The sequence below is a fragment of the Streptomyces sp. NPDC127190 genome (genome assembly GCF_042672505.1).
In the GTDB taxonomy this organism is placed as follows: Bacteria; Actinomycetota; Actinomycetes; order Streptomycetales; family Streptomycetaceae; genus Streptomyces.
Window position 1 is genome coordinate 30824 of record NZ_JBHXVE010000016.1, and the last position, 19241, is coordinate 50064.

General features: G+C 71.4%; 18 protein-coding genes. 7 read left to right on the plus strand and 11 right to left on the minus strand.

Annotated elements, in window-relative coordinates; all coding sequences use genetic code 11:
* Positions 1-107: 107 nt before the first annotated feature.
* The gene (locus ACFVIU_RS23700; RefSeq protein ID WP_385844839.1) at positions 108-1133 is read right to left on the minus strand and encodes a glycosyltransferase family 2 protein; all 1026 of its coding nucleotides are present in this window, start codon (positions 1131-1133) and stop codon (positions 108-110) included.
* Between the two features lie 252 nt (positions 1134-1385).
* Between ACFVIU_RS23700 and ACFVIU_RS23705 the strand changes: the two genes are divergently transcribed.
* Entirely contained in the window at positions 1386-2753 is a 1368-nt protein-coding gene (locus tag ACFVIU_RS23705; protein WP_385845052.1) for an LCP family protein, read from the plus strand.
* Positions 2754-3093: 340 nt separating this feature from the next.
* On the opposite strand, the gene ACFVIU_RS23710 is transcribed toward ACFVIU_RS23705, so the two are convergent.
* Entirely contained in the window at positions 3094-3669 is a 576-nt protein-coding gene (locus ACFVIU_RS23710) for an acyl-CoA thioesterase (RefSeq protein WP_385844840.1), read from the minus strand.
* 92 nt (positions 3670-3761) lie between these two features.
* Between ACFVIU_RS23710 and ACFVIU_RS23715 the strand changes: the two genes are divergently transcribed.
* Positions 3762-5078, plus strand: coding sequence for an LCP family protein (locus ACFVIU_RS23715; protein WP_385844841.1), 1317 nt, complete (start codon positions 3762-3764; stop codon positions 5076-5078).
* A gap of 66 nt (positions 5079-5144) precedes the next feature.
* Here the strand turns inward: ACFVIU_RS23715 and ACFVIU_RS23720 are convergent, their stop codons facing one another.
* Both ACFVIU_RS23720 and ACFVIU_RS23725 read right to left on the minus strand, forming a co-directional pair.
* Positions 5145-5507 carry a four-helix bundle copper-binding protein gene (locus tag ACFVIU_RS23720; protein WP_385844842.1) on the minus strand — a complete coding sequence of 121 codons (363 nt, stop codon included), beginning with the start codon at positions 5505-5507 and terminating at the stop codon, positions 5145-5147.
* 122 nt (positions 5508-5629) lie between these two features.
* Positions 5630-6787, minus strand: coding sequence for an acyl-CoA dehydrogenase family protein (locus ACFVIU_RS23725; protein ID WP_385844843.1), 1158 nt, complete (start codon positions 6785-6787; stop codon positions 5630-5632).
* Between the two features lie 190 nt (positions 6788-6977).
* Between ACFVIU_RS23725 and ACFVIU_RS23730 the strand changes: the two genes are divergently transcribed.
* Both ACFVIU_RS23730 and ACFVIU_RS23735 read left to right on the plus strand, forming a co-directional pair.
* On the plus strand, positions 6978-8321 hold the full coding sequence (locus ACFVIU_RS23730; protein ID WP_385844844.1) for a UDP-glucose dehydrogenase family protein: 1344 nt from the start codon (positions 6978-6980) through the stop codon (positions 8319-8321).
* Between the two features lie 99 nt (positions 8322-8420).
* Positions 8421-8780 carry a VOC family protein gene (locus ACFVIU_RS23735; RefSeq protein ID WP_385844845.1) on the plus strand — a complete coding sequence of 120 codons (360 nt, stop codon included), beginning with the start codon at positions 8421-8423 and terminating at the stop codon, positions 8778-8780.
* Between the two features lie 4 nt (positions 8781-8784).
* Here ACFVIU_RS23735 and ACFVIU_RS23740 read toward each other — a convergent pair whose 3' ends face one another.
* The gene (locus tag ACFVIU_RS23740; protein ID WP_385844846.1) at positions 8785-9912 is read right to left on the minus strand and encodes a dipeptidase; all 1128 of its coding nucleotides are present in this window, start codon (positions 9910-9912) and stop codon (positions 8785-8787) included.
* Between the two features lie 129 nt (positions 9913-10041).
* Complete coding sequence (locus ACFVIU_RS23745) at positions 10042-10401, minus strand: MerR family transcriptional regulator (protein ID WP_385844847.1); 360 nt, start codon at positions 10399-10401, stop codon at positions 10042-10044.
* A gap of 62 nt (positions 10402-10463) precedes the next feature.
* Between ACFVIU_RS23745 and ACFVIU_RS23750 the strand changes: the two genes are divergently transcribed.
* Entirely contained in the window at positions 10464-11621 is a 1158-nt protein-coding gene (locus ACFVIU_RS23750; RefSeq protein WP_385844848.1) for an alkene reductase, read from the plus strand.
* Here ACFVIU_RS23750 and ACFVIU_RS23755 read toward each other — a convergent pair.
* Genes ACFVIU_RS23755 through ACFVIU_RS23765 form a run of 3 tightly spaced genes read right to left on the minus strand, consistent with a single transcriptional unit; the run spans position 11561 to position 14414 of the window.
* Positions 11561-12748, minus strand: coding sequence for a dipeptidase (locus ACFVIU_RS23755; RefSeq protein ID WP_385844849.1), 1188 nt, complete (start codon positions 12746-12748; stop codon positions 11561-11563). The two genes, ACFVIU_RS23750 and ACFVIU_RS23755, sit on opposite strands and share 61 nt — an antisense overlap.
* 5 nt (positions 12749-12753) lie before the next feature.
* Positions 12754-13278 carry a 5-(carboxyamino)imidazole ribonucleotide mutase gene (purE, locus tag ACFVIU_RS23760; RefSeq protein WP_385844850.1) on the minus strand — a complete coding sequence of 175 codons (525 nt, stop codon included), beginning with the start codon at positions 13276-13278 and terminating at the stop codon, positions 12754-12756.
* Complete coding sequence (locus ACFVIU_RS23765) at positions 13275-14414, minus strand: 5-(carboxyamino)imidazole ribonucleotide synthase (protein ID WP_385844851.1); 1140 nt, start codon at positions 14412-14414, stop codon at positions 13275-13277. Before ACFVIU_RS23765 ends, purE begins: the two co-directional genes overlap by 4 nt.
* A gap of 171 nt (positions 14415-14585) precedes the next feature.
* Here ACFVIU_RS23765 and ACFVIU_RS23770 point away from each other — a divergent pair, with 171 nt between their 5' ends.
* A complete protein-coding gene (locus tag ACFVIU_RS23770; protein ID WP_385844852.1) occupies positions 14586-15086 on the plus strand; it encodes a GtrA family protein in 501 nt (166 codons plus the stop codon).
* A gap of 9 nt (positions 15087-15095) precedes the next feature.
* Here ACFVIU_RS23770 and ACFVIU_RS23775 read toward each other — a convergent pair whose 3' ends face one another.
* Both ACFVIU_RS23775 and ACFVIU_RS23780 read right to left on the minus strand, forming a co-directional pair.
* A complete protein-coding gene (locus tag ACFVIU_RS23775) occupies positions 15096-16367 on the minus strand; it encodes an ATP-binding protein (protein WP_385844853.1) in 1272 nt (423 codons plus the stop codon).
* Positions 16368-16427: 60 nt separating this feature from the next.
* Entirely contained in the window at positions 16428-17105 is a 678-nt protein-coding gene (locus tag ACFVIU_RS23780; protein ID WP_020940464.1) for a response regulator transcription factor, read from the minus strand.
* A 510-nt stretch (positions 17106-17615) separates the two neighbouring features.
* On the opposite strand from ACFVIU_RS23780, the gene ACFVIU_RS23785 reads away from it, so the two are divergent.
* Entirely contained in the window at positions 17616-19121 is a 1506-nt protein-coding gene (locus tag ACFVIU_RS23785) for an oligopeptide:H+ symporter (protein ID WP_385844854.1), read from the plus strand.
* The last annotated feature ends 120 nt before the right edge of the window (positions 19122-19241 follow it).

Genomic DNA, 19241 nt, shown 5'->3' on the forward strand with positions numbered 1-19241 from the left:
GTGGGCCGGGGGGCGGGTTGTGTGGTGGTCTGGGCCTCCCGTGGGTGGGCCGGCCGGGGGGCTGCGTGTGTGGTCCTCCTCGGTCGCCGGGGGGCCCCGATGGCCGGTCAGGAGCTGAGCACCGCCGGGCGGCGCGAGGCGATGACCCGCTTGGCGAGGGACTTCGGGCTGGTCAGGAAGCCCCAGCCCCACGACATGTGCATGGTGGCGAGGGCCACCGGGATCTGGAACCGGGCCTTCAGCGGCAGGCCCTTGCCCGCCGGGACCGAGCCGGCCGTGATCGCCGCCAGATAGCCGGCGGGGATCACGAAGCCCCACGGCGTCAGGGCGGCGCCCACCACGACCCCCGCGGCGATGGCGCACACCGCGGCCGGCGGGGCGAGGTAGCGCAGGTTGATGGAGCCGGCGTGGTAGCGGGCGACGACATGCCGCCAGCGGCCGTAGTCCTTGTACTGCTTGGCCAGCGCCCGGACGGAGGGCCGCGGCCGGTACGACACCTTCAGCTCGGGCGAGAACCAGATCAGGCCGCCCGCCTCGCGGATCCGGAAGTTCAGCTCCCAGTCCTGGGCGCGGATGAACTCCTCGTTGTAGCCGCCCTGCTGCTCCAGGGCCTCGCGGCGGAAGACGCCCAGGTAGACCGTCTCCGCCGGGCCCGCCTCGCCGCCGGTGTGGAAGGCCGCGTTGCCGACACCGATCTTGGAGGTCATCGCGGCGGCGACCGCGTCCTCCCAGGCGTTCTCGCCCTCGGCGTGCATGATGCCGCCGACGTTCTGCGCGCCGGTCTCCTCCAGGAGCCGTACGGCGGTCGCGATGTAGTTCGGCGAGAGGATGCCGTGGCCGTCGACGCGGACCACGATCGGGTGCCGGGAGGCCTTGATCGCCGCGTTCAGGGCGGCGGGGGTGCGGCCGCTCGGGTTCGGGACGGTGTGGACGCGCCAGTCTTCGTGCACCAGCTCGGCGGCGATCTCGTCCGTGCGGTCCGTGGACGGACCGAGGGCGATGACGACCTCCATCTCGCCGGGGTAACTCTGCGCGAGGATCGCTTGGACGGCCCCGCGCAGATGCCGCTCCTCGTTGAGGACGGGCATGATCACGGAAACAGCGGGGAGCCGCACGTCGGGCTTGGCGTTCATAGGACGCTCACGTTACCGCGAACGGGGGACAGCGGTGCGCCCCGCCGGGGGCGTGACGCGGGATGAAGGTCGTATCGGCCTACCGTGCTCACGGATCCCACGTTCGGCCTCGTCCGGAGGAGTCCCCCTGTGCCCAGCCCCCCTCACTCCCCCGCGCGTCCCCAGCGCCGTTCGCAGCCGCCCCGCCGGGTGCCGCGCCCGCCCGAGCGGGCGGTGCGGCCGGTCCGGCCGCCGAAACGGCCGCGCTGGGCGATGCGGGCGCTGACCACGCTGTCCGTCGTGGTGCTCGCCTCCGCCGGGATCGGGCACGCGGTGGTCACCAGCCTGGACGCGGGTATCGCCCGCGTCGACGCCTTCAAGGACATGAAGAACCGGCCCCGCGCGGGCCACGGCATGAACGTCCTGCTGGTCGGCACCGACGGCCGAGACAAGATCACCGAGCAGCTGCGGCGCGCCTACCACCTGGGCGGAGAGCCCTGCCACTGCACCGACACGATGATGCTGGTGCACATCTCCGCGGACCGGGAGCGGGCCACCGTGGTGAGCCTGCCCCGCGACTCCTACGCCGAGGTGCCCGCGCATGTCGACCCGTCGACGGGCCGGCGGTACGGGGCGCATCCGCTCAAGCTGAACGCGGCCTACGCGGAGGGCGGCCCGCAGCTGACCATCCGGACCGTGGAGAACATGACCCATGTGAAGATCGACCACTATCTGGAGGTCGACTTCACCAGCTTCATGAAGACGGTCGACGTGCTGGGCGGGGTGAACGTGTGCACGGCGACCCCGCTGAAGGACGCGTTCACCGGACTCGACCTCTCCGCCGGCACCCACACCCTCCAGGGCGGGCAGGCGCTCCAGTACGTGCGCGCCCGGCATGTGGACGGGGCGAGCGATCTGGGCCGGATGAAGCGGCAGCAGCGGTTCCTCGCCGCGCTGATCGAGAAGACGACCGCCTCCGGGGTGCTGCTCAACCCGATGAGGTTCCGGGACGTGACCCGGGCGGTGCTCGGCTCGGTCCGGGCGGACGAGGGCTTCGGCACCGACGAGCTGCTCGACCTCGGCCGGGCGATGCGGAACTTCTCCCCGTCCTCGTCCGAGTTCGCCACCGTGCCGATCGCGCAGATGAACTACGACGTGAAGGGCGTCGGCTCCACCCTGAAGTGGGACCAGGCCAAGGCGGACCAGCTGTTCCAGGCGCTGCGCGACGACAAGCCGCTCGCCGTCACCGCGCCGCCGCGCCGCGGCCCGGCCCCGGTGCCGGTGGACGTGGACCCGCGGCAGGTCCGGGTGCAGCTGGCGAACGGCACGCCGACGGCCGGGCTGGCCAAGCGGGCCGACGCGGCGCTCGCGGCGGCGGGCTTCGCCACCACGCACCGGCCGGTCACCGCGCCGGTGCGCGACGTCAAGCGGACCGTGATCTCCTACGACCCCCGCTGGGACCGCTCCGCCCGCTCCCTGGCGGCGGCCCTGCCCGGCAGCGAGCTGCGCGCGGTACCGGGCCAGGGCCCGCTCCTGAAGGCGACGATCGGCACCGACTTCAAGGCGGTCCGCCCGATCCACTACGAAGACCCCGCCCAACCCCAGCAGAGCGTGGTCCGGGGCAGCGAAGTGGTGTGCTGAGCGTCTACGACGGGGCGCGGTCGGGGGGCGTCCCCCTAGCCCCCCCCCCGCCCAGCGGCAGCGGCCGCGTGTGGCGCGAGGCGGTGGTCCGGCCGGGGCGCCACCCTGGCGAGGCCCGGCGGCGAGGCGAGGCCGCACAGGAGACACAGGGCGCGGCCCTGAAGGGGTTGCCCTGCCCCTCCTGGCCCTCCGCGGCAGCGGCCGCGTGCGGCGCGAGGCGGGGTGCCGGCCAGAGCGCCCCCGTGGCGAGGCGCGGCGGCGAGGCGCGGCCGCACCGTGTGCCGGCCGGGGCGCCGTGCCGAGCCGCAGCGGGAAGACAGCGCGCCCCTCAGGGGCGGCCCTACTCCTCGTAGCCTTCTGCCGTGCGCTTCTCCCGCAGTTCGCGGATGGCGCGGCGGCGGGCCAGGCGGTGGGTGCGGCGGATCTGGGCTTCCTGGTAGCGGCGGCGGTCGCGGTCGGTCTCCGGGAGGACCGGCGGGACCCGGCGCGGCCTGCCGTCGGCGTCCACGGCCGCGAAGACCAGGTAGGCGGAGCCGACCTGGGTGGGCGGGGCGGACTCGTTCCAGCGCTCGGCGAGGACCCGGACGCCGACCTCCATGGAGGTCCGGCCGGTCCAGTTCACCTGGGCCTTCACATGGACCAGGTCACCGACGCGGACCGGCTCCAGGAACGCCATCTCGTCCATGGAGGCGGTGACGGCGGGACCGCCGGAGTGCCGGCCGGCCACGGCGCCCGCCGCGTCGTCGACGAGCTTCATGATCACACCGCCGTGCACCGTCCCCAGCAGGTTGGTGTCGTTGTGGGTCATGATGTGGCTGAGGGTGGTGCGCGAGGCGGACGTGGGCTTGCCCGGGATGTCTGTTTCCGCGCCCGTGGCCTGGTCTGTCATGCCCTCCACCTTATGCCGAAGCGACATTCGCGGAATTTGTGTCAGCTTGGCAACAGCGCCGACCCTATTTTCCGACAGGCCTTGTAAGGCACCTGGAGCGGCCCGGCACACTGGGGCCCATGAATGACTGGCCCGAGGGATGGTCCGACGACAACCGTGACCCCCGCTACGGACGCGGCAGTGCCGGCGCACAGCCGGAAGGCGCCCAGGTGATGCGTCAGGTGCGGCGCGGTCCGGCGGTACCGCCCGGCCCCCGCTCGGCGTACGGCGGCCCCGGCCGCTCCGCGCCGCCGTACGGCGCCGGAGTCCCGCAGCAGCCGTCGTACACCGACGGCCAGGGTTATGACGAGGGCACCGGCTTCGACAGCGGCTACAACACCGGTCAGGTCTACGGCGCCCCCGGCGGCCGCGGTCCCGGCGGTCCGGCCGGTGCGCCGGGCCGGGCGGCGCGGCCCGCGCTGAACTGGCGGCGCCGGATCAAGTGGACGGCGATCACGCTGGCGACCGTGCTGGTCGTCACCTCGGTCGCGACCTACTTCTGGGCCGACTCCAAGCTGCGCCGCGAGGTCGACCTGTCCAAGGTCATCGACCGCCCGGAGAGCGGCTCGGGCACCAACTACCTGATCGTCGGCTCGGACAGCCGCGAGGGCATGTCCAGGGCGGACGAGAAGAAGCTGCACACCGGCGCCGCCGAGGGCAAGCGCACCGACTCGATGATGATCCTGCACGTCGGCGACAACGGCGACACGCTGGTCTCGCTGCCGCGCGACTCGGACGTGGAGGTCCCGTCGTACAAGGGCTCGACGTCCGGGAAGGTCTACCCGGCGAGAGGCCGGCACGAGAAGCTGAACGCGGCCTACGCCGAGGACGGCCCGACCCTGCTGGTGCGCACGATCGAGTACAACACCGGTCTGCACATCGACCACTACGTGGAGATCGGCTTCCAGGGCTTCGCGAACATCGTGGACGCGGTCGGCGGTGTCGACATCACCATCGACCACGCCTTCAAGGACAAGTGGTCCGGCGCCGACTTCAAGGCGGGCAAGCAGACCCTGAACGGGCAGCAGGCGCTCGCGTTCGTCCGGACCCGGCACGCCTTCGCCGCCTCCGACCTCCAGCGCACCAAGAACCAGCAGAAGTTCCTGTCCGCGCTGGCCCACCAGGTGGCCACGCCGTCGACGATCCTCAACCCGTTCAAGTTCTACCCGGTGATGGGCGCGGGCCTGGACTCGCTGATCGTCGACAAGGACATGTCGCTGTGGGACCTGGCCTCGATGTTCTGGGCGATGAAGGGCGTCAGCGGCGGTGACGGCACCTCGATGAACATGCCGATCTCCGGCTCCACGGGCGGCAACCTCGTCTGGGACAAGGCGAAGGTGAAGACGCTGGTGGACGAGTTGAAGAACGACCAGAAGGTCACCGTCTCCGGCACCTGACGGCTGCGGCGGGACCGAGGGCGCCCGGAGCGGGTGCCCTCGGCCGCCGGCCTCAGCGGGCCGGGCTCACATGCTCGCGCCCGCCATCGCGCGACAGGTTTCCGCGCAGCGGCGACACGCCTCCGCACAGCGCATCATCATCTGGTCGTCGGGCATGGACATACACGCCTCGGCGCACATCTCGCAGACCCTCGCGCACATGGCGCACATGTCGCCGGACATGGGCGAGCGCCGCATCATCATGTCGGCGCACATACGGGTCGTCTCGGAGCAGTCCATGAGCGCGCGCATGACCTGCATCTGCGCCTGGCCGCCCTGCTGCATGCAGGAGCTCATGGCCTCCTCGCACATGTTGTGGCAGTTCATGCAGGCCTCGATGCAGTCCTGCATCTGCCGGGTCAGGGCGGGCATCATTCCGGACTGGGTCATGGCTCCTCCTCGGAGGCGGGGACCCGGGACGGGTCCCGTGTGCTTCCGTCCTACGTCCCCCGGCCCCGCGCCGCATGTGACCGACCGGTCACCAGGCGCACCGAGGAGGAGCCGGTCCGGCCCTACGGCAGGTTGCGGGCCATCACGATCCGCTGGACCTGGTTCGTGCCCTCATAAATCTGGGTGATCTTGGCGTCGCGCATCATGCGCTCCACCGGGTAGTCACGGGTGTAGCCGTAGCCGCCGAGGAGCTGGACGGCGTCGGTGGTGACCTCCATCGCCACGTCCGAGGCGAAGCACTTGGCGGCTGCGCCCAGGTAGGTGAGGTCGGCGTCGCCGCGCTCGGAGGCGGCGGCGGCCTGGTAGGTCAGGGCGCGGGCGGCCGAGATCTTCATCGACATGTCGGCGAGCATGAACTGGATGCCCTGGAAGTCGGCGATCGCCTTGCCGAACTGCTTACGCTCCTGGACATAGCCCTTGGCGTAGTCGAAGGCGCCCTGGGCGACGCCGAGCGCCTGGGCGGCGATGGTGATGCGGGTGTGGTCCAGGGTCTTCATGGCCGTCATGAAGCCGGTGCCCTCCTCGCCGATCATGCGGTCGGCGGGGATGCGGACGTTGTCGAAGTAGACCTCGCGGGTCGGGGAGCCCTTGATGCCGAGCTTCTTCTCCGGGGCGCCGAAGGACACGCCCGGGTCGGACTTCTCGACGACGAAGGCGGAGATGCCCTTGGAGCGCTTCTCCGGGTCCGTCACGGCCATCACGGTGTAGTACTCGCTGACGCCCGCGTTGGTGATCCAGCGCTTGACGCCGTTGAGGATCCAGTGGTCGCCGTCGCGGACCGCCTTGGTCTTCATGCCGGCGGCGTCCGAGCCCGCCTCCGGCTCGGACAGGCAGTACGAGAACATCGCGTCGCCCTTGGCGAGCGGACCCAGGTACTTCTTCTTCAGCTCCTCGGAGCCGGAGAGGATCACCGGCAGCGAGCCGAGCTTGTTCACGGCGGGGATGAGGGAGGAGGAGACGCAGGCGCGGGCCACCTCCTCGATCACGATGACCGTGGCGAGCGCGTCGGCGCCGGAGCCGCCGTACTCCTCGGGGACGTGCACGGCGTGCAGGTCGTTGGCCACCAGGGCGTCGAGGGCCTCCTGCGGGAAGCGGGCCTCCTCGTCCACCGCGGTGGCGTACGGCGCGATCTTCGCCTCGACCAGGGAGCGGACGGCGTCGCGGAGCATGTCGTGCTCCTCGGACGGGCGGTACAGGTCGAAGTCAGCCGATCCGGCCAAGGTCTCTCACGCTCCAAAGACGCAGTGATACTGACGCAGTGATGACGCTAATTACCGTTAAGTAACTCAAATTTTAGAGGGCAGCCCGGGGGACGCCTACGTGAGCTTGGTGACAGCGGGGAAATTGCCCGGTGGGCGGCCCGACTATGCTCGGGCTCCGCATCACCGACGTACCCGTTCTGGAGCACCCATGAGCCTGAAGATCACCGTGATCGGCACCGGCTATCTCGGCGCCACGCACGCCGCGGCCATGGCCGAACTGGGGTTCGAGGTGCTGGGGCTGGATGTCGTACCGGAGAAGATCGCTCTGCTGGAGCGCGGCGAGACCCCGATGTTCGAGCCGGGGCTGGACGAGCTGCTCCGCAGGCATGTGGCGGGGATCGAGGGCTCGTCGGGGCGGCTGCGGTTCACCACCGACTGGGCCGAGGTCGGCGCCTTCGGTGATGTGCACTTCGTGTGCGTGAACACCCCGCAGAAGCACGGCGAGTACGCCTGTGACATGAGTTACGTCGACTCCGCGATCGCCTCCCTCGCCCCGCATCTGCACGGCCCCGCCCTGGTGGTCGGCAAGTCGACCGTGCCGGTCGGGTCCGCGGACCGGCTGGCCGCCTATCTCGCCGAGCACGCCCCGGCCGGCGGCGACGCCGAGCTGGCCTGGAACCCGGAGTTCCTGCGCGAGGGCTTCGCCGTGCAGGACACCCTGCACCCGGACCGGATCGTGGTGGGTGTGCGCAGCGAGCGGGCCGAGAAGCTGCTGCGCGAGGTGTACGCGACGCCGGTCGGCGAGGGCACGCCGTTCGTCGTCACCGACTTCCCGACCGCCGAGCTGGTGAAGACCGCCGCGAACTCCTTCCTCGCCACCAAGATCTCCTTCATCAACGCGATGGCGGAGGTGTGCGAGGCCGCGGGCGGTGACGTGGCCCGGCTGGCGGAGGCCATCGGGCACGACGACCGGATCGGCGCCAAGTTCCTGCGCGCCGGGATCGGCTTCGGCGGCGGCTGTCTGCCGAAGGACATCCGGGCGTTCATGGCGCGGGCGGGCGAGCTGGGCGCGGACCAGGCGCTGACCTTCCTGCGCGAGATCGACTCCATCAACATGCGCCGGCGCGGCCAGATGGTGGAGATGGCCCGGGAGGCGCTGGGCGGCGGCTCCTTCCTCGGCAAGCGGGTCGCGGTGCTCGGCGCCACCTTCAAGCCCGACTCGGACGACGTCCGGGACTCGCCCGCGCTCAACGTGGCCGGGCAGATCCATCTCCAGGGCGGCCAGGTGACCGTGTACGACCCCAAGGGCATGACCAACGCCCGCCGGGTCTTCCCGACCCTCGGCTACGCCGACTCGGCGCTGGACGCGGTGCGCGGCGCCGACGTCGTGCTCCACCTCACCGAGTGGCGCGAGTTCCGCGAGCTGGACCCGGCGGCGCTCGGCGAGGTCGCGGCGGACCGGCTGATCCTGGACGGGCGCAACACCCTCGACCCGGAGCTGTGGCGACGGGCCGGCTGGACCTACCGGGCGATGGGCCGCCCCACCGCCTGACCGCACGGCAGGGTGACGCCGTTTCGGCCGAGGCTCAGTCGGCCGAACCGGCGTCGTTCCGCATTCTGCACCACGTCCACGCAACACGAGGAGGTAGTCATGGCTCTCGCCACATTCGGTGTCGTCGTGCTGGACTGTCCCGACCCACGGGCGCTGGCCGGCTTCTACGCCGCCGTCCTGGGCGGCACCCCCGAGGGCCAGGGGGACTGGGTGGAGCTGAAGGTGCCGGGAGGGCCGACGCTGGCGTTCCAGGAGGCTCCGCAGTACGTGCCGCCGCACTGGCCCGGACCGGACGGCGACCAGCAGTTCCACCTGGACCTGGTGGCGCCGGACCTGGACGCGGCCGAGAAGGCGGTGCTGGAGCTGGGGGCGCGTCCGCTGGACACCGCGGACCGCGAGCGCACCTTCCGGGTGTACGCGGACCCCGTGGGGCACCCCTTCTGCCTCTGCACCTCCTGACGGCTCAGGGCTGGTCCAACTCGGTGATCTTCGCCGTCGAGGCCTCTCTGCGGTGCTGGGCGGCGCGGGCCATGAAGTCCGCGCTGCGCAGCACCCGCTGAACGTTTCCCCAGGTCAGCAGGGACAGTTCGGTCTCGGACCAGCCGCGCCGGAGCAGCTCGGCGATCAGATGGGGGTAGCGGGAGGCGTCGGCGAGGTCGCGCGGGTGCACGGCGCCGGAGTCATAGGTGCCGGACAGGCCGACGCACTCCGGGCCGGCCACGTCCCGGACGTGGTCGAGGTGGTCGGCGACGTCCTGGACGGTCGGGCCGGTCTGCTCGGCGGTCAGCGGCACCATGCACAGGCCCTTGGCCGCGCCCAGCGCGGTGAGCAGGTCGTCGGGCAGGTTGGCGGGGTGCGGGCGCAGCACCCGGGCGGCGGAGCGGGTGCACAGCACCGGTGTCTTGGACAGCGCCACGGTCCGCCCGGCGGTGGCGTGCGAGGCGCCGGAGACGTCGGCGAGCACGCCGAGCCGGTTCATCTCCCGGACGACCTCCTCGCCGAACCGGGTCAGGCCCGCCTGGCCCGCCCAGGCGGTGCCGGCGAGGGTGAGCACCCGGAGGCCGAGGGCGTGCAGGATGCGCAGGATGCCGAGGGAGTCGCCGAGCGCGGTGCCGTCCGCCGGGCCCAGCACCACGGCGACCCGGCCGCAGTTGCGGGCGTCGATGACCTGGCCGGCGGTGCGCACCAGGCGCAGCCCCTCCGGGTGGGCCTCGATCACCGAGCGGACCAGGTCCAGCTGCTCCAGGGTGGCTGCCGTCGCGCGCTCGCCGCCTCCGGCGCTGTCGGGCTCGCCGGGCTCGGCGGGCAGGTGCAGCGACCAGAACAGGGCGCCGACATGGCCCTCGCGCATCCGCGGCACGTCCGTGTCGATGGCGGCCTCGCCCAGCTCCAGGTCGTACCAGGGCAGATGGCGCAGGGCCCAGGGCAGGCCGCTGTAGCCGTCGGCGACCGGGTGGGCGGCGAGGAGGGCGTGCGCCCGGTCCAGGGCCTCGGCCGAGCCGGCCGGCCCCGGCGGGAAGGGGTCGTCCGGCAGGCCGTCGTCCTCGCCGACCTCGGTCGTGGAGGGGATGTCGTCCTGGAGGTCGGCCATGGGGGCTCCGTACGTCGTCGTGGGGCTACGTCGGTCGTGAGCTACGGCGTAGGTGGCTGGCGTACCGCCCACGGTCGCATGGAGCCGAGGGGATGTTCCTGATGAGTGGGGCGTTCGGGGGTACCGCGGTCAGGATCTGCGGGCCGTGCGGATGACCTCGTCCAGGGTGTCCCGGGAGCGCCGGAGGTCGGCGATCATGCGGTCGATGCGGTCGCGTTCGGCGGTGAGGTCCTCGACCAGGCGCGGGGTGGCGATCGCCGAGGGGCCGCCGTCCTCGTCGCGCATGCAGGGCAGCAGCAGGCGGATCCTGTCGCTGTGCAGGCCCGCCGCGTACAGCTCCTGGATGCGGATGACCCGGTCGACGGCCCGCTCCGGGTAGTCGCGGTGGCCGCCGGGGGTGCGCTCGCTGGCGAGCAGGCCCTGGGTCTCGTAGTAGCGCAGCGACCGCTCGCTCACGCCGGTGCGCCGGGCCAGTTCACCGATGCGCATGCCGTCACCTCCACGCCCGAGGACTTGAATCTGACATCAGTGTCAAGTTCTACCGTGCGGCCATGCCGCAGACAACGCACTCCATGGACTCCACGGACCTCCTGGCCCCGGCCCGCCTCGGCGCGCTGGAACTCCCCAACCGCCTGGTGATGGCCCCCCTCACCCGCAACCGCGCGGAGGCCGACGGCACCCCGACCGACCTGATGGTCACGCACTACGCCCAGCGCGCCTCGGCCGGGCTGATCGTCGCCGAGGGCTCGACACCGAACGCGGTCGGGCAGACGTACCCGAACATCACCGCCGTCCACACCGACCGGCACGTGGCGGGCTGGCGCCGGGTCACCGACGCGGTGCGGGCGGCCGGCGGGCGCATGTTCCTCCAGCTCCAGCACGGCGGCCGGGTGGGCCATCCGGCGACCAGCGGTCTCACCCCGGTGGCGCCCTCCCCCGTCCCGCTGCCGGAGACGATCTTCACGCCGGACGGGCACCGGCCGGCCGTCGTGCCCCGGGAGATGACCGCCGACGACATCCGCGCCACGGTCGCCGACTTCGCCGCCGCCGCCCGGCGGGCGCGCGACGCGGGCTTCGAGGGGGTCGAGGTGCACTCGGCCAACGGGATGCTGCTGCACCAGTTCCTCGCGGACAACACCAACCGCCGGCGCGACGGCTACGGCGGCCCGGTGCAGCGGCGGGTGCGGTTCGCGGCGGAGGTGACCGAGGCGGTGGCCGAGGCGATCGGCGCGGACCGGGTGGGCATCCGCATCTCCCCCGCGAGCACCGTCAACGGGGTGCGGGAGGAGGACACCGAGGGCATCTACGCCGCGCTCCTGGACCGGCTGCGGGGGCTGGACCTCGCCTATCTGCACCTGGTCCGCTCGGACCCGGGCACGGCCTGGTACCGGCGGATCCGCGCCGACTGGCCCGGCGTGCTGATCGGCAACCCGGACCTGACCGACCTGTCCGCCGGGGCCGTCGCCCGGGCGGCGCGGGAGATGCGGGCGGCCGGCGCCGACCTGGTGGCCCTCGGCCGGCCGTTCCTCGCCAACCCGGACCTGGTCGACCGGCTGCGGCTCGGCGCCCCGCTCAACCCGGTCCGGGACCGGTACTTCATGTACGTGGGCGGGGCCGAGGGGTACAACGACTACCCCGCCCTGGCCGGTCAGGCGGGGCTGCCGTCCAGCGCCGCGATGGTCGCGTTGGACGGCGACCGCGTGGCCTGAAGGTCACGGGCGACGTCCTCGGCCGCGCCCAGCACCCGGACCGCGTTCTGCCAGGTCAGCTTGGCCAGGTCGGTCCTGGACCAGCCCCGGTCGAGGAGTTCGGCGAGGAGGTTGGGGTAGCCGGAGACGTCGTCCAGGCCGTCCGGGGTGAAGGCCGTGCCGTCGTAGTCGCCGCCGATGCCCAGGTGGTCGATGCCGGCCACCTCGCGCATGTGGTCCAGATGGTCCGCGATCGTCGACACCGTGGCCACCGGGCGCGGCACGCGCTCCTCGAAGGCGCGGTGCAGCCGCATCGCCTCGGGGCTGGTGTCCAGGTGGTGGAAGCCGTGGGCGCGGAGGTTGTCGTCGGCCGCGGCCGTCCACTCCACGGCCGCCTGGAGCACGAACTTCGGTACGAAGGTCACCATCGCCATGCCGCCGTTGGCGGGCAGCCGCTCCAGCACGTCGTCCGGGACGTTGCGGGGGTGGTCGCAGACCGCGCGGGCGGAGGAGTGGGAGAAGATCACCGGAGCCTGTGACGTGTCCAGCGCGTCGCGCATCGTCGTCGCCGCCACGTGCGAGAGGTCGACCAGCATGCCGAGCCGGTTCATCTCCCGGACCACCTCGCGGCCGAAGCCGGACAGGCCGCCCACGCCCGGCTCGTCGGTCGCCGAGTCCGCCCAGTCCACGTTGGAGTTGTGGGTGAGCGTCATGTAGCGCACCCCGAGCGCGTACAGGCCGCGCAGGGTGCCGAGCGAGTTGGCGATGGAGTGGCCGCCCTCGGCCCCCATGAGGGAGGCGATACGGCCCTCCTTCCGCGCCGACTCCATGTCCGCGGCGGTCAGCGCGGGCGCCAGGTCCTGCGCGTAGCGGGCCAGCAGCTGCCGGACGCAGTCGATCTGCTCCAGGGTGGCCGCGACCGGCTCGGGCTGCTCCGCGGGCACGTAGACCGACCAGTACTGCGCGCCGACCCCGCCCTCGCGCAGCCGGGGCAGGTCGGTGTGCAGGCGCTCGTGCTGGTGCCCGGCGATGTCGAGCGCGTCGAGGTCGTACCCGGCGTGCTCGCGCAGCGCCCACGGCAGGTCGTTGTGGCCGTCGACCACCGGGAACTCGCGCAGCAGGGCCCGGGCCTGGTCCAGAGCTGCCACGGCGGTCACTTCCCGAAGCCGAAGCCGCTGCCCGCGCCCTCGACCTTGGAGCGCAGCCGCTTGCCCTTCTCGGTGGCCTGGTCGTTGAGGTCCTGCTGGAAGTCGCGCATCTTGTGCAGCAGCTCCTCGTCGTGCGCGGCCAGCATCCGGGCGGCGAGCAGACCGGCGTTGCGGGCACCGGCGACGGAGACCGTGGCGACCGGGACACCGGCCGGCATCTGCACGATCGACAGCAGCGAGTCCATGCCGTCCAGGTACTTCAGCGGCACCGGGACGCCGATGACCGGCAGCGGGGTGACCGAGGCGAGCATGCCGGGCAGGTGGGCGGCGCCGCCCGCCCCGGCGATGATCACCTTCAGGCCGCGGTCGGCGGCCTGCTCGCCGTACGTGATCATCTCGCGCGGCATCCGGTGCGCGGAGACGACGTCGACCTCGTAGGCGATCTCGAACTCGTCGAGTGCCTTGGCGGCGGCCTCCATGACGGGCCAGTCGGAGTCCGACCCCATGACAATGCCTACGACCGGGCTCATTCGGTGATCGTCCCTCTCAGGTAGCCGGCAGCGTGACGGGCGCGCTCCAGCACGTCGTCCAGGTCGTCGCCGTAGGTGTTCACGTGACCGACCTTGCGGCCGGGCTTCACGTCCTTGCCGTACATATGGATCTTGAGCTTGGGGTCGCGGGCCATGCAGTGCAAGTACGCGGAGTACATGTCCGGGAAGTCGCCGCCGAGGACGTTGGCCATGACCGTCCACCGGGCACGCGGGCGCGGGTCGCCGAGCGGCAGGTCCAGCACGGCCCGCACATGGTTGGCGAACTGGCTGGTGATCGCGCCGTCCTGGGTCCAGTGGCCCGAGTTGTGCGGGCGCATCGCCAGCTCGTTGACGAGGATGCGGCCGTCGCGGGTCTGGAACAGCTCCACCGCGAGATGGCCGACGACGCCCAGCTCCTTGGCAATGGTCAGGGCCATCCGCTCGGCCTTCAGCGCCAGCGCCTCGTCGAGACCGGGCGCGGGCGCGATGACCGTGTCGCAGACGCCGTCGACCTGCTGGGACTCCACCACCGGGTAGGCGACGGCCTGGCCGTGCGGGGAGCGTACGACGTTGGCGGCCAGCTCGCGGACGTAGTCGACCTTCTCCTCGGCGAGGACCGGCACCCCGGCCCGGAACGGGTCGGCGGCCTCCTCGACGGAGTCCACGACCCACACACCCTTGCCGTCGTAGCCGCCGCGGACGGTCTTGAGGACCACGGGGAAGCCGTCGCCCTCCGCCGCGAACCGGGCGACATCCTCCGGATCCTCGACGATCCGGTGCCGTGGGCACGGGATGCCGATCGAGTCGAGCTTCGCCCGCATCACGCCCTTGTCCTGGGCGTGCACCAGCGCGTCGGGCCCGGGGCGCACGGGGATGCCGTCCGCCTCCAGGGCCCTGAGATGCTCGGTGGGTACATGTTCGTGATCGAAGGTGATCACATCGCAGCCCCGCGCGAACGCGCGCAGCGTGTCCAGGTCGCGATAGTCGCCGATGACGACATCGCTGACGACCTGCGCCGCGGAATCCTGAGGGGTGTCACTGAGAAGCTTGAACCTGATGCCCAACGGGATGCCCGCTTCGTGCGTCATACGCGCGAGCTGCCCCCCGCCGACCATGCCGACTACCGGGAACGTCACACCCCTAGCGTATCGGCCGCGCCGGTGCGGCCGGATCGCGTCCCTCTCACCACCTCTTACCCGCGGCTTCCCACCCTCTTCCCGAGCCCTGGCCCGGTCCGCGGGCATCGGCCGGTCCGCCTGGATAGCATGGCGGGGTTGACGAAACCTACCGACGGGAGCTGCACAGCCATGGAACCTCGTTCCTCGGGGCTGCAACGGCTCGTACGCGAGGTGGTCAAGTTCGGCGCCGTCGGCGGCGCCGGCGTCCTGGTCAATCTCGGCGTGTTCAACCTGGTCCGGCACACCTCCGACCTGCCGGTGGTGCGGGCCAGCATCATCGCCACGGTCGTCGCGATCGTCTTCAACTACGTCGGCTTCCGGTACTGGACGTACCGGGACCGCGAGAAGAGCGGCCGGACCAAGGAACTCACCCTGTTCCTGTTCTTCAGCGTGATCGGGCTGGTGATCGAGAACGGCGTGCTCTACCTGGCGACGTACGGCTTCGGCTGGGACAGCCCGTTGCAGAGCAACGTCTTCAAGTTCCTCGGCATCGGCATCGCGACCCTGTTCCGCTTCTGGTCCTACCGCACCTGGGTGTTCCGCGCCCTGCCCGCCCAGGAGGCGGAGTCGATCCTGGCGGCCCAGCCACCCCACCCCCAGCCGGAACCCAAGTCCGAGCGGATCCCGTAAGGCGCCTGCTCAGCGGACCGTCGGGCGGGCTTCGTCCGTCTTGCGGGCCGGAGGGGTGCGGGAGAGGAAGAGGCCGAAGACCGGCGGCTGTGCCTGAAGCAGCTCCAGGCGGCCGCCGTCGGCTTCCGCGAGGTCGCGGGCGACGGCCAGGCCGATGCCCGTCGAGTTGCGTCCGCTGATGGTCCGCTCGAAGATCCGCGCCCCGAGGTCGGCCGGGACACCCGGCCCCTCGTCGGTCACCTCGACCACCGCCTGGTTGCCGGTGACCCGGGTGCGCAGCGCGACCGTGCCGCCGCCGTGCATCAGGGAGTTCTCGATCAGGGCGGCCAGCACCTGGGCGACCGCCCCCGGCGTGCCGACGGCCTTCAGATGGCGCTTGCCGGAGCTGACGATGGCCCGGCCGGCGCTGCGGTAGGCGGGCCGCCACTCGGCCAGCTGCTGCTGGATGACCTCGTCCAGGTTGAACGTGACGGCGGAGCCGGTGCGCGGGTCGCGGGAGTTGGTCAACAGCCGCTCGACCACGTCTGTGAGCCGCTCCACCTGGGTCAGCGCGACGTTGGCCTCTTCCTTCACCGTCTCCGGATCGTCGGTGAGGGTGATCTCCTCCAGCCGCATCGACAGCGCGGTCAGCGGGGTGCGCAGCTGGTGGGAGGCATCGGCGGCGAGCCGCCGCTCGGCGGTCAGCATGCGTGCGATCCGCTCGGCGGAGGAGTCCAGCACATCGGCGACCCGGTCCAGCTCCGGCACGCCGTACCGCTTGTGCCGGGGCCGGGGGTCGCCGGAGCCGAGCCGCTCCGCCGTCTCGGCGAGGTCGGTCAGCGGGGAGGCCAGCCGGTTGGCCTGGCGGACCGCGAGCAGCACCGCGGCGACCACCGCGAGCAGCGCCACCAGCGCGATGATCAGCAGGGTCCGGCCGACCTCGCGGGTCACCGAGGAGCGCGGCTCCTGCACGGTGACCCGTTCGCCCTCCTCGCCCGTCTGCGTGGCGCTGATGACATCGCCCTGCGGCTTGCTGCCGATCTCGATCGGCGGCTTGCCGGGCATCCGGATCACCGCGTACTGGTCCTTGCTGACCGGGTTGCGCAGCACGTTCGCGTTGACGTTCTCGGAGGCGAGGATCCGGCTGTCCACGATGCTGGCCAGCCGCACCGCCTCGGAGTCCACCCGCTCCTGGGCGCTGTTGCCGATGGTCCGGGTCTCGACGATCACCAGGGAGATGCCGAACACGGCGATCACCACGAGGACGACGGCGAGGGTGGACTGGATGAGACGTCGACGCATGTTCCGTTACCTGGGGTGATCGCGGGGCCCCCGCGCGGGGCTGCTCGGCTCTTCCCGAACTCAGCTCTTCTCGAAGCGGAAGCCGACTCCGCGCACCGTGGCGATGTAGCGGGGGTTGGCCGCGTCGTCGCCGAGCTTCTTGCGCAGCCAGGAGATGTGCATGTCGAGGGTCTTGGTGGACGACCACCACGTGGTGTCCCACACCTCGCGCATCAGCTGGTCCCGGGTCACCACCCGGCCGGCGTCGCGCACCAGCACCCGCAGCAGGTCGAACTCCTTGGCGGTGAGCTGGAGCTCCTCGTCGCCCATCCAGGCCCGGTGGGACTCCACGTCGATCCGCACCCCGTGGGTGGCCGGCGGCTGCTGCGGCTCGGCGGCACCGCGCCGGAGCAGCGCCCGCACCCGGGCGAGCAGTTCGGCCAGCCGGAAGGGCTTGGTGACGTAGTCGTCGGCGCCCGCGTCCAGGCCGACGACGGTGTCCACCTCGTCGGCACGCGCGGTCAGGATGAGGATCGGCACGGTGTGGCCGTCGGCGCGCAGCCGGCGAGCGACCTCCAGGCCGTCCATGCCGGGCAGGCCCAGGTCGAGTACGACCAGATCGACGCCGCCCTGCATTCCGGCGTCGAGTGCGGTGGGGCCGTCCTCGCGCACCTCCACCTCGTACCCTTCCCGGCGCAGGGCGCGGGCCAGCGGCTCCGAGATGGACGCGTCGTCCTCGGCGAGCAGTACACGGGTCATGGGGTGATGGTAGTCCGCCCGCCGGGCGTCCTGGGGTGTGATCGGATTCCGGTGTTCTTACCTTCCCGACCTGGTGGTACGGACCATTGTCCTGGGGATGCGATCGTAGGAGAGACCTTCGAATTCCGTAGCGCGGTTCCCGGGACACCTGTGATCCGCGTCTCAAGTCCTTCCATATCCGGCACTGTCCTGCCGTATGGTGACCTGAACGCCTGTAGTACACACCGGGGACCTTTGGCGGGAATCTGACGCTGAAGGTCCTCTTTGTGTGCGGGCCGATCAAGATCACTTCTGGTCGGCCTTGAAAGGAATGACCTACTGGCCGGGCTCCGCGGCGCATCGATGCGCGGCGGGGCGTGGATCCCGGTGGTCGCCGTCCACCGTTGCCGTAATCCGGCGGCGGACTCCCTTCGGGCGTTGGGGGCGGACGACCGACCTCGCCGGTGCCGGCCGCTCCCCCACCGGGCGCGCAACGCTCCAGCAGCGCGTCCCGACCAGCAAGGAACGACCATGGCGTCCAGCCTGACGAAGGACTCGGTCCGCACGGGCACCCCCGTCACCGAGAAGACCTTCTTCGGCCACCCCCGCGGCCTGGCCACCCTCTTCATGACCGAGATGTGGGAGCGTTTCTCCTACTACGGCATGAGGGCCCTGCTCCCGCTGTACCTGGTGGCCCCGAGCGGCCTGCACCTGACCGCGGGCACGGCGACCGCGATCTACTCCGTGTACGTGTCGCTCGTGTACCTGCTCGCGCTGCCCGGCGGCTGGTTCGCCGACCGTGTACTCGGTCCCCGCAAGACGGTCGCCGTCTCGGGTCTGATCATCATGCTCGGCCACCTGTGCCTGGCGCTGCCCGTCGCCGCGAGCTTCTTCGTCGGCCTGGGTCTGGTCGCCATCGGTTCGGGTCTGCTGAAGGCCAACATCTCCACGATGGTCGGCCACCTCTACAAGGGTGCGGACGACCCGCGCCGTGACGGTGGCTTCACCCTCTTCTACATCGGCATCAACCTGGGCGCCTTCGCCGCGCCGCTGGTCATCGGCACCGTCGGTGAGAACGTCAACTGGCACCTGGGCTTCGCGCTGGCCGCGCTCGGCATGGCGCTGGGTCTGGCCCAGTACCTGCTCGGCGGCCGTCACCTGAACCCGAAGAGCAGCGAGGTCCCCACCCCGCTGACCGCCGACGAGAAGTCGGCCACCCTGCGCAAGGGCCTGATCTGGCTCGCGATCGCCGCGGTGTTCTACGGCGTCGTCGGCGGCACCGGTCACTTCACCCTGAACTGGGCGCTGATCCCGCTCACCCTCATCGGTCTGATCGTGCCGATCCTGGTCATCGCCCGCATCCGCCGGGACAAGGACCTGGACGCCGCCGAGCGCTCCAAGGTGTCGGCGTACATCTGGTTCTTCGTGGCCGCCGCCGTCTTCTGGATGATCTACGACCAGGGTGGTTCGACCCTGTCGCTGTTCGCCAGCAGCTCGGCCAAGAACTCGGTCCTCGGCTGGAACTTCCCGGTCTCCTGGTACCAGTCGGTCAACCCGGTCATGATCATGGCGCTCGCCCCGGTCTTCGCCTGGCTGTGGCTGTGGCTGAACCGGCGCGGCCAGGAGCCGAGCACCATCGTGAAGTTCGCCTCCGGCCTGGTGCTGATCGGCGCGTCCTTCTTCCTCTTCCTCGCCCCGCTGAACGTCGCCGAGGGCGGTCACAAGGCCGCGGCGATGTGGCTGGTCGCGATCTACTTCGTGCAGACCGTGGGTGAGCTGACGCTGTCGCCGGTGGGTCTGTCGGTGACGACGAAGATGGCGCCGAAGAAGTACGCCTCGCAGATGATGGGCGTCTGGTTCCTCGCGGTCACCGCGGGTGACTCGATCACCGCGCTGATGTCGAACCCGGCGGTCGGCGGGGTCAACCTCGACAAGATGGGCTTCGTCGCCCTGGAGGCCGTGCTCGCCGTGATCGCCGGTGGCGCGGTGTGGATGTACCGGAGCAAGGTGAACAAGCTGATGGGCGACGTTCGCTAGTCGCTCGGACTCGGCGGAGGGGGGGGGGGGGCGGGGGGGGGGGGGGGGGGGCGGGTGGTGGTTATAGGGGGGGCGCCGGGCGGCGCGTGGGGGCGGCGGTGAGAGTGTTATATAGGGCGC

Coding starts and splice junctions, on each gene's coding strand:
- ACFVIU_RS23740 (WP_385844846.1), bottom strand. CDS start 9,912: ATGGCCGACCTCCAGGACGACATCCCCTCCACGACCGAGGTCGGCGAG.
- ACFVIU_RS23720 (WP_385844842.1), bottom strand. CDS start 5,507: ATGACCCAGTCCGGAATGATGCCCGCCCTGACCCGGCAGATGCAGGAC.
- ACFVIU_RS23775 (WP_385844853.1), bottom strand. CDS start 16,367: ATGCGTCGACGTCTCATCCAGTCCACCCTCGCCGTCGTCCTCGTGGTG.
- ACFVIU_RS23700 (WP_385844839.1), bottom strand. CDS start 1,133: ATGAACGCCAAGCCCGACGTGCGGCTCCCCGCTGTTTCCGTGATCATG.
- ACFVIU_RS23705 (WP_385845052.1), top strand. CDS start 1,386: ATGCGGGCGCTGACCACGCTGTCCGTCGTGGTGCTCGCCTCCGCCGGG.
- ACFVIU_RS23715 (WP_385844841.1), top strand. CDS start 3,762: ATGAATGACTGGCCCGAGGGATGGTCCGACGACAACCGTGACCCCCGC.
- ACFVIU_RS23735 (WP_385844845.1), top strand. CDS start 8,421: ATGGCTCTCGCCACATTCGGTGTCGTCGTGCTGGACTGTCCCGACCCA.
- purE (WP_385844850.1), bottom strand. CDS start 13,278: ATGAGCCCGGTCGTAGGCATTGTCATGGGGTCGGACTCCGACTGGCCC.
- ACFVIU_RS23730 (WP_385844844.1), top strand. CDS start 6,978: ATGAGCCTGAAGATCACCGTGATCGGCACCGGCTATCTCGGCGCCACG.
- ACFVIU_RS23780 (WP_020940464.1), bottom strand. CDS start 17,105: ATGACCCGTGTACTGCTCGCCGAGGACGACGCGTCCATCTCGGAGCCG.
- ACFVIU_RS23770 (WP_385844852.1), top strand. CDS start 14,586: ATGGAACCTCGTTCCTCGGGGCTGCAACGGCTCGTACGCGAGGTGGTC.
- ACFVIU_RS23745 (WP_385844847.1), bottom strand. CDS start 10,401: ATGCGCATCGGTGAACTGGCCCGGCGCACCGGCGTGAGCGAGCGGTCG.
- ACFVIU_RS23710 (WP_385844840.1), bottom strand. CDS start 3,669: ATGTCGCTTCGGCATAAGGTGGAGGGCATGACAGACCAGGCCACGGGC.
- ACFVIU_RS23785 (WP_385844854.1), top strand. CDS start 17,616: ATGGCGTCCAGCCTGACGAAGGACTCGGTCCGCACGGGCACCCCCGTC.
- ACFVIU_RS23750 (WP_385844848.1), top strand. CDS start 10,464: ATGCCGCAGACAACGCACTCCATGGACTCCACGGACCTCCTGGCCCCG.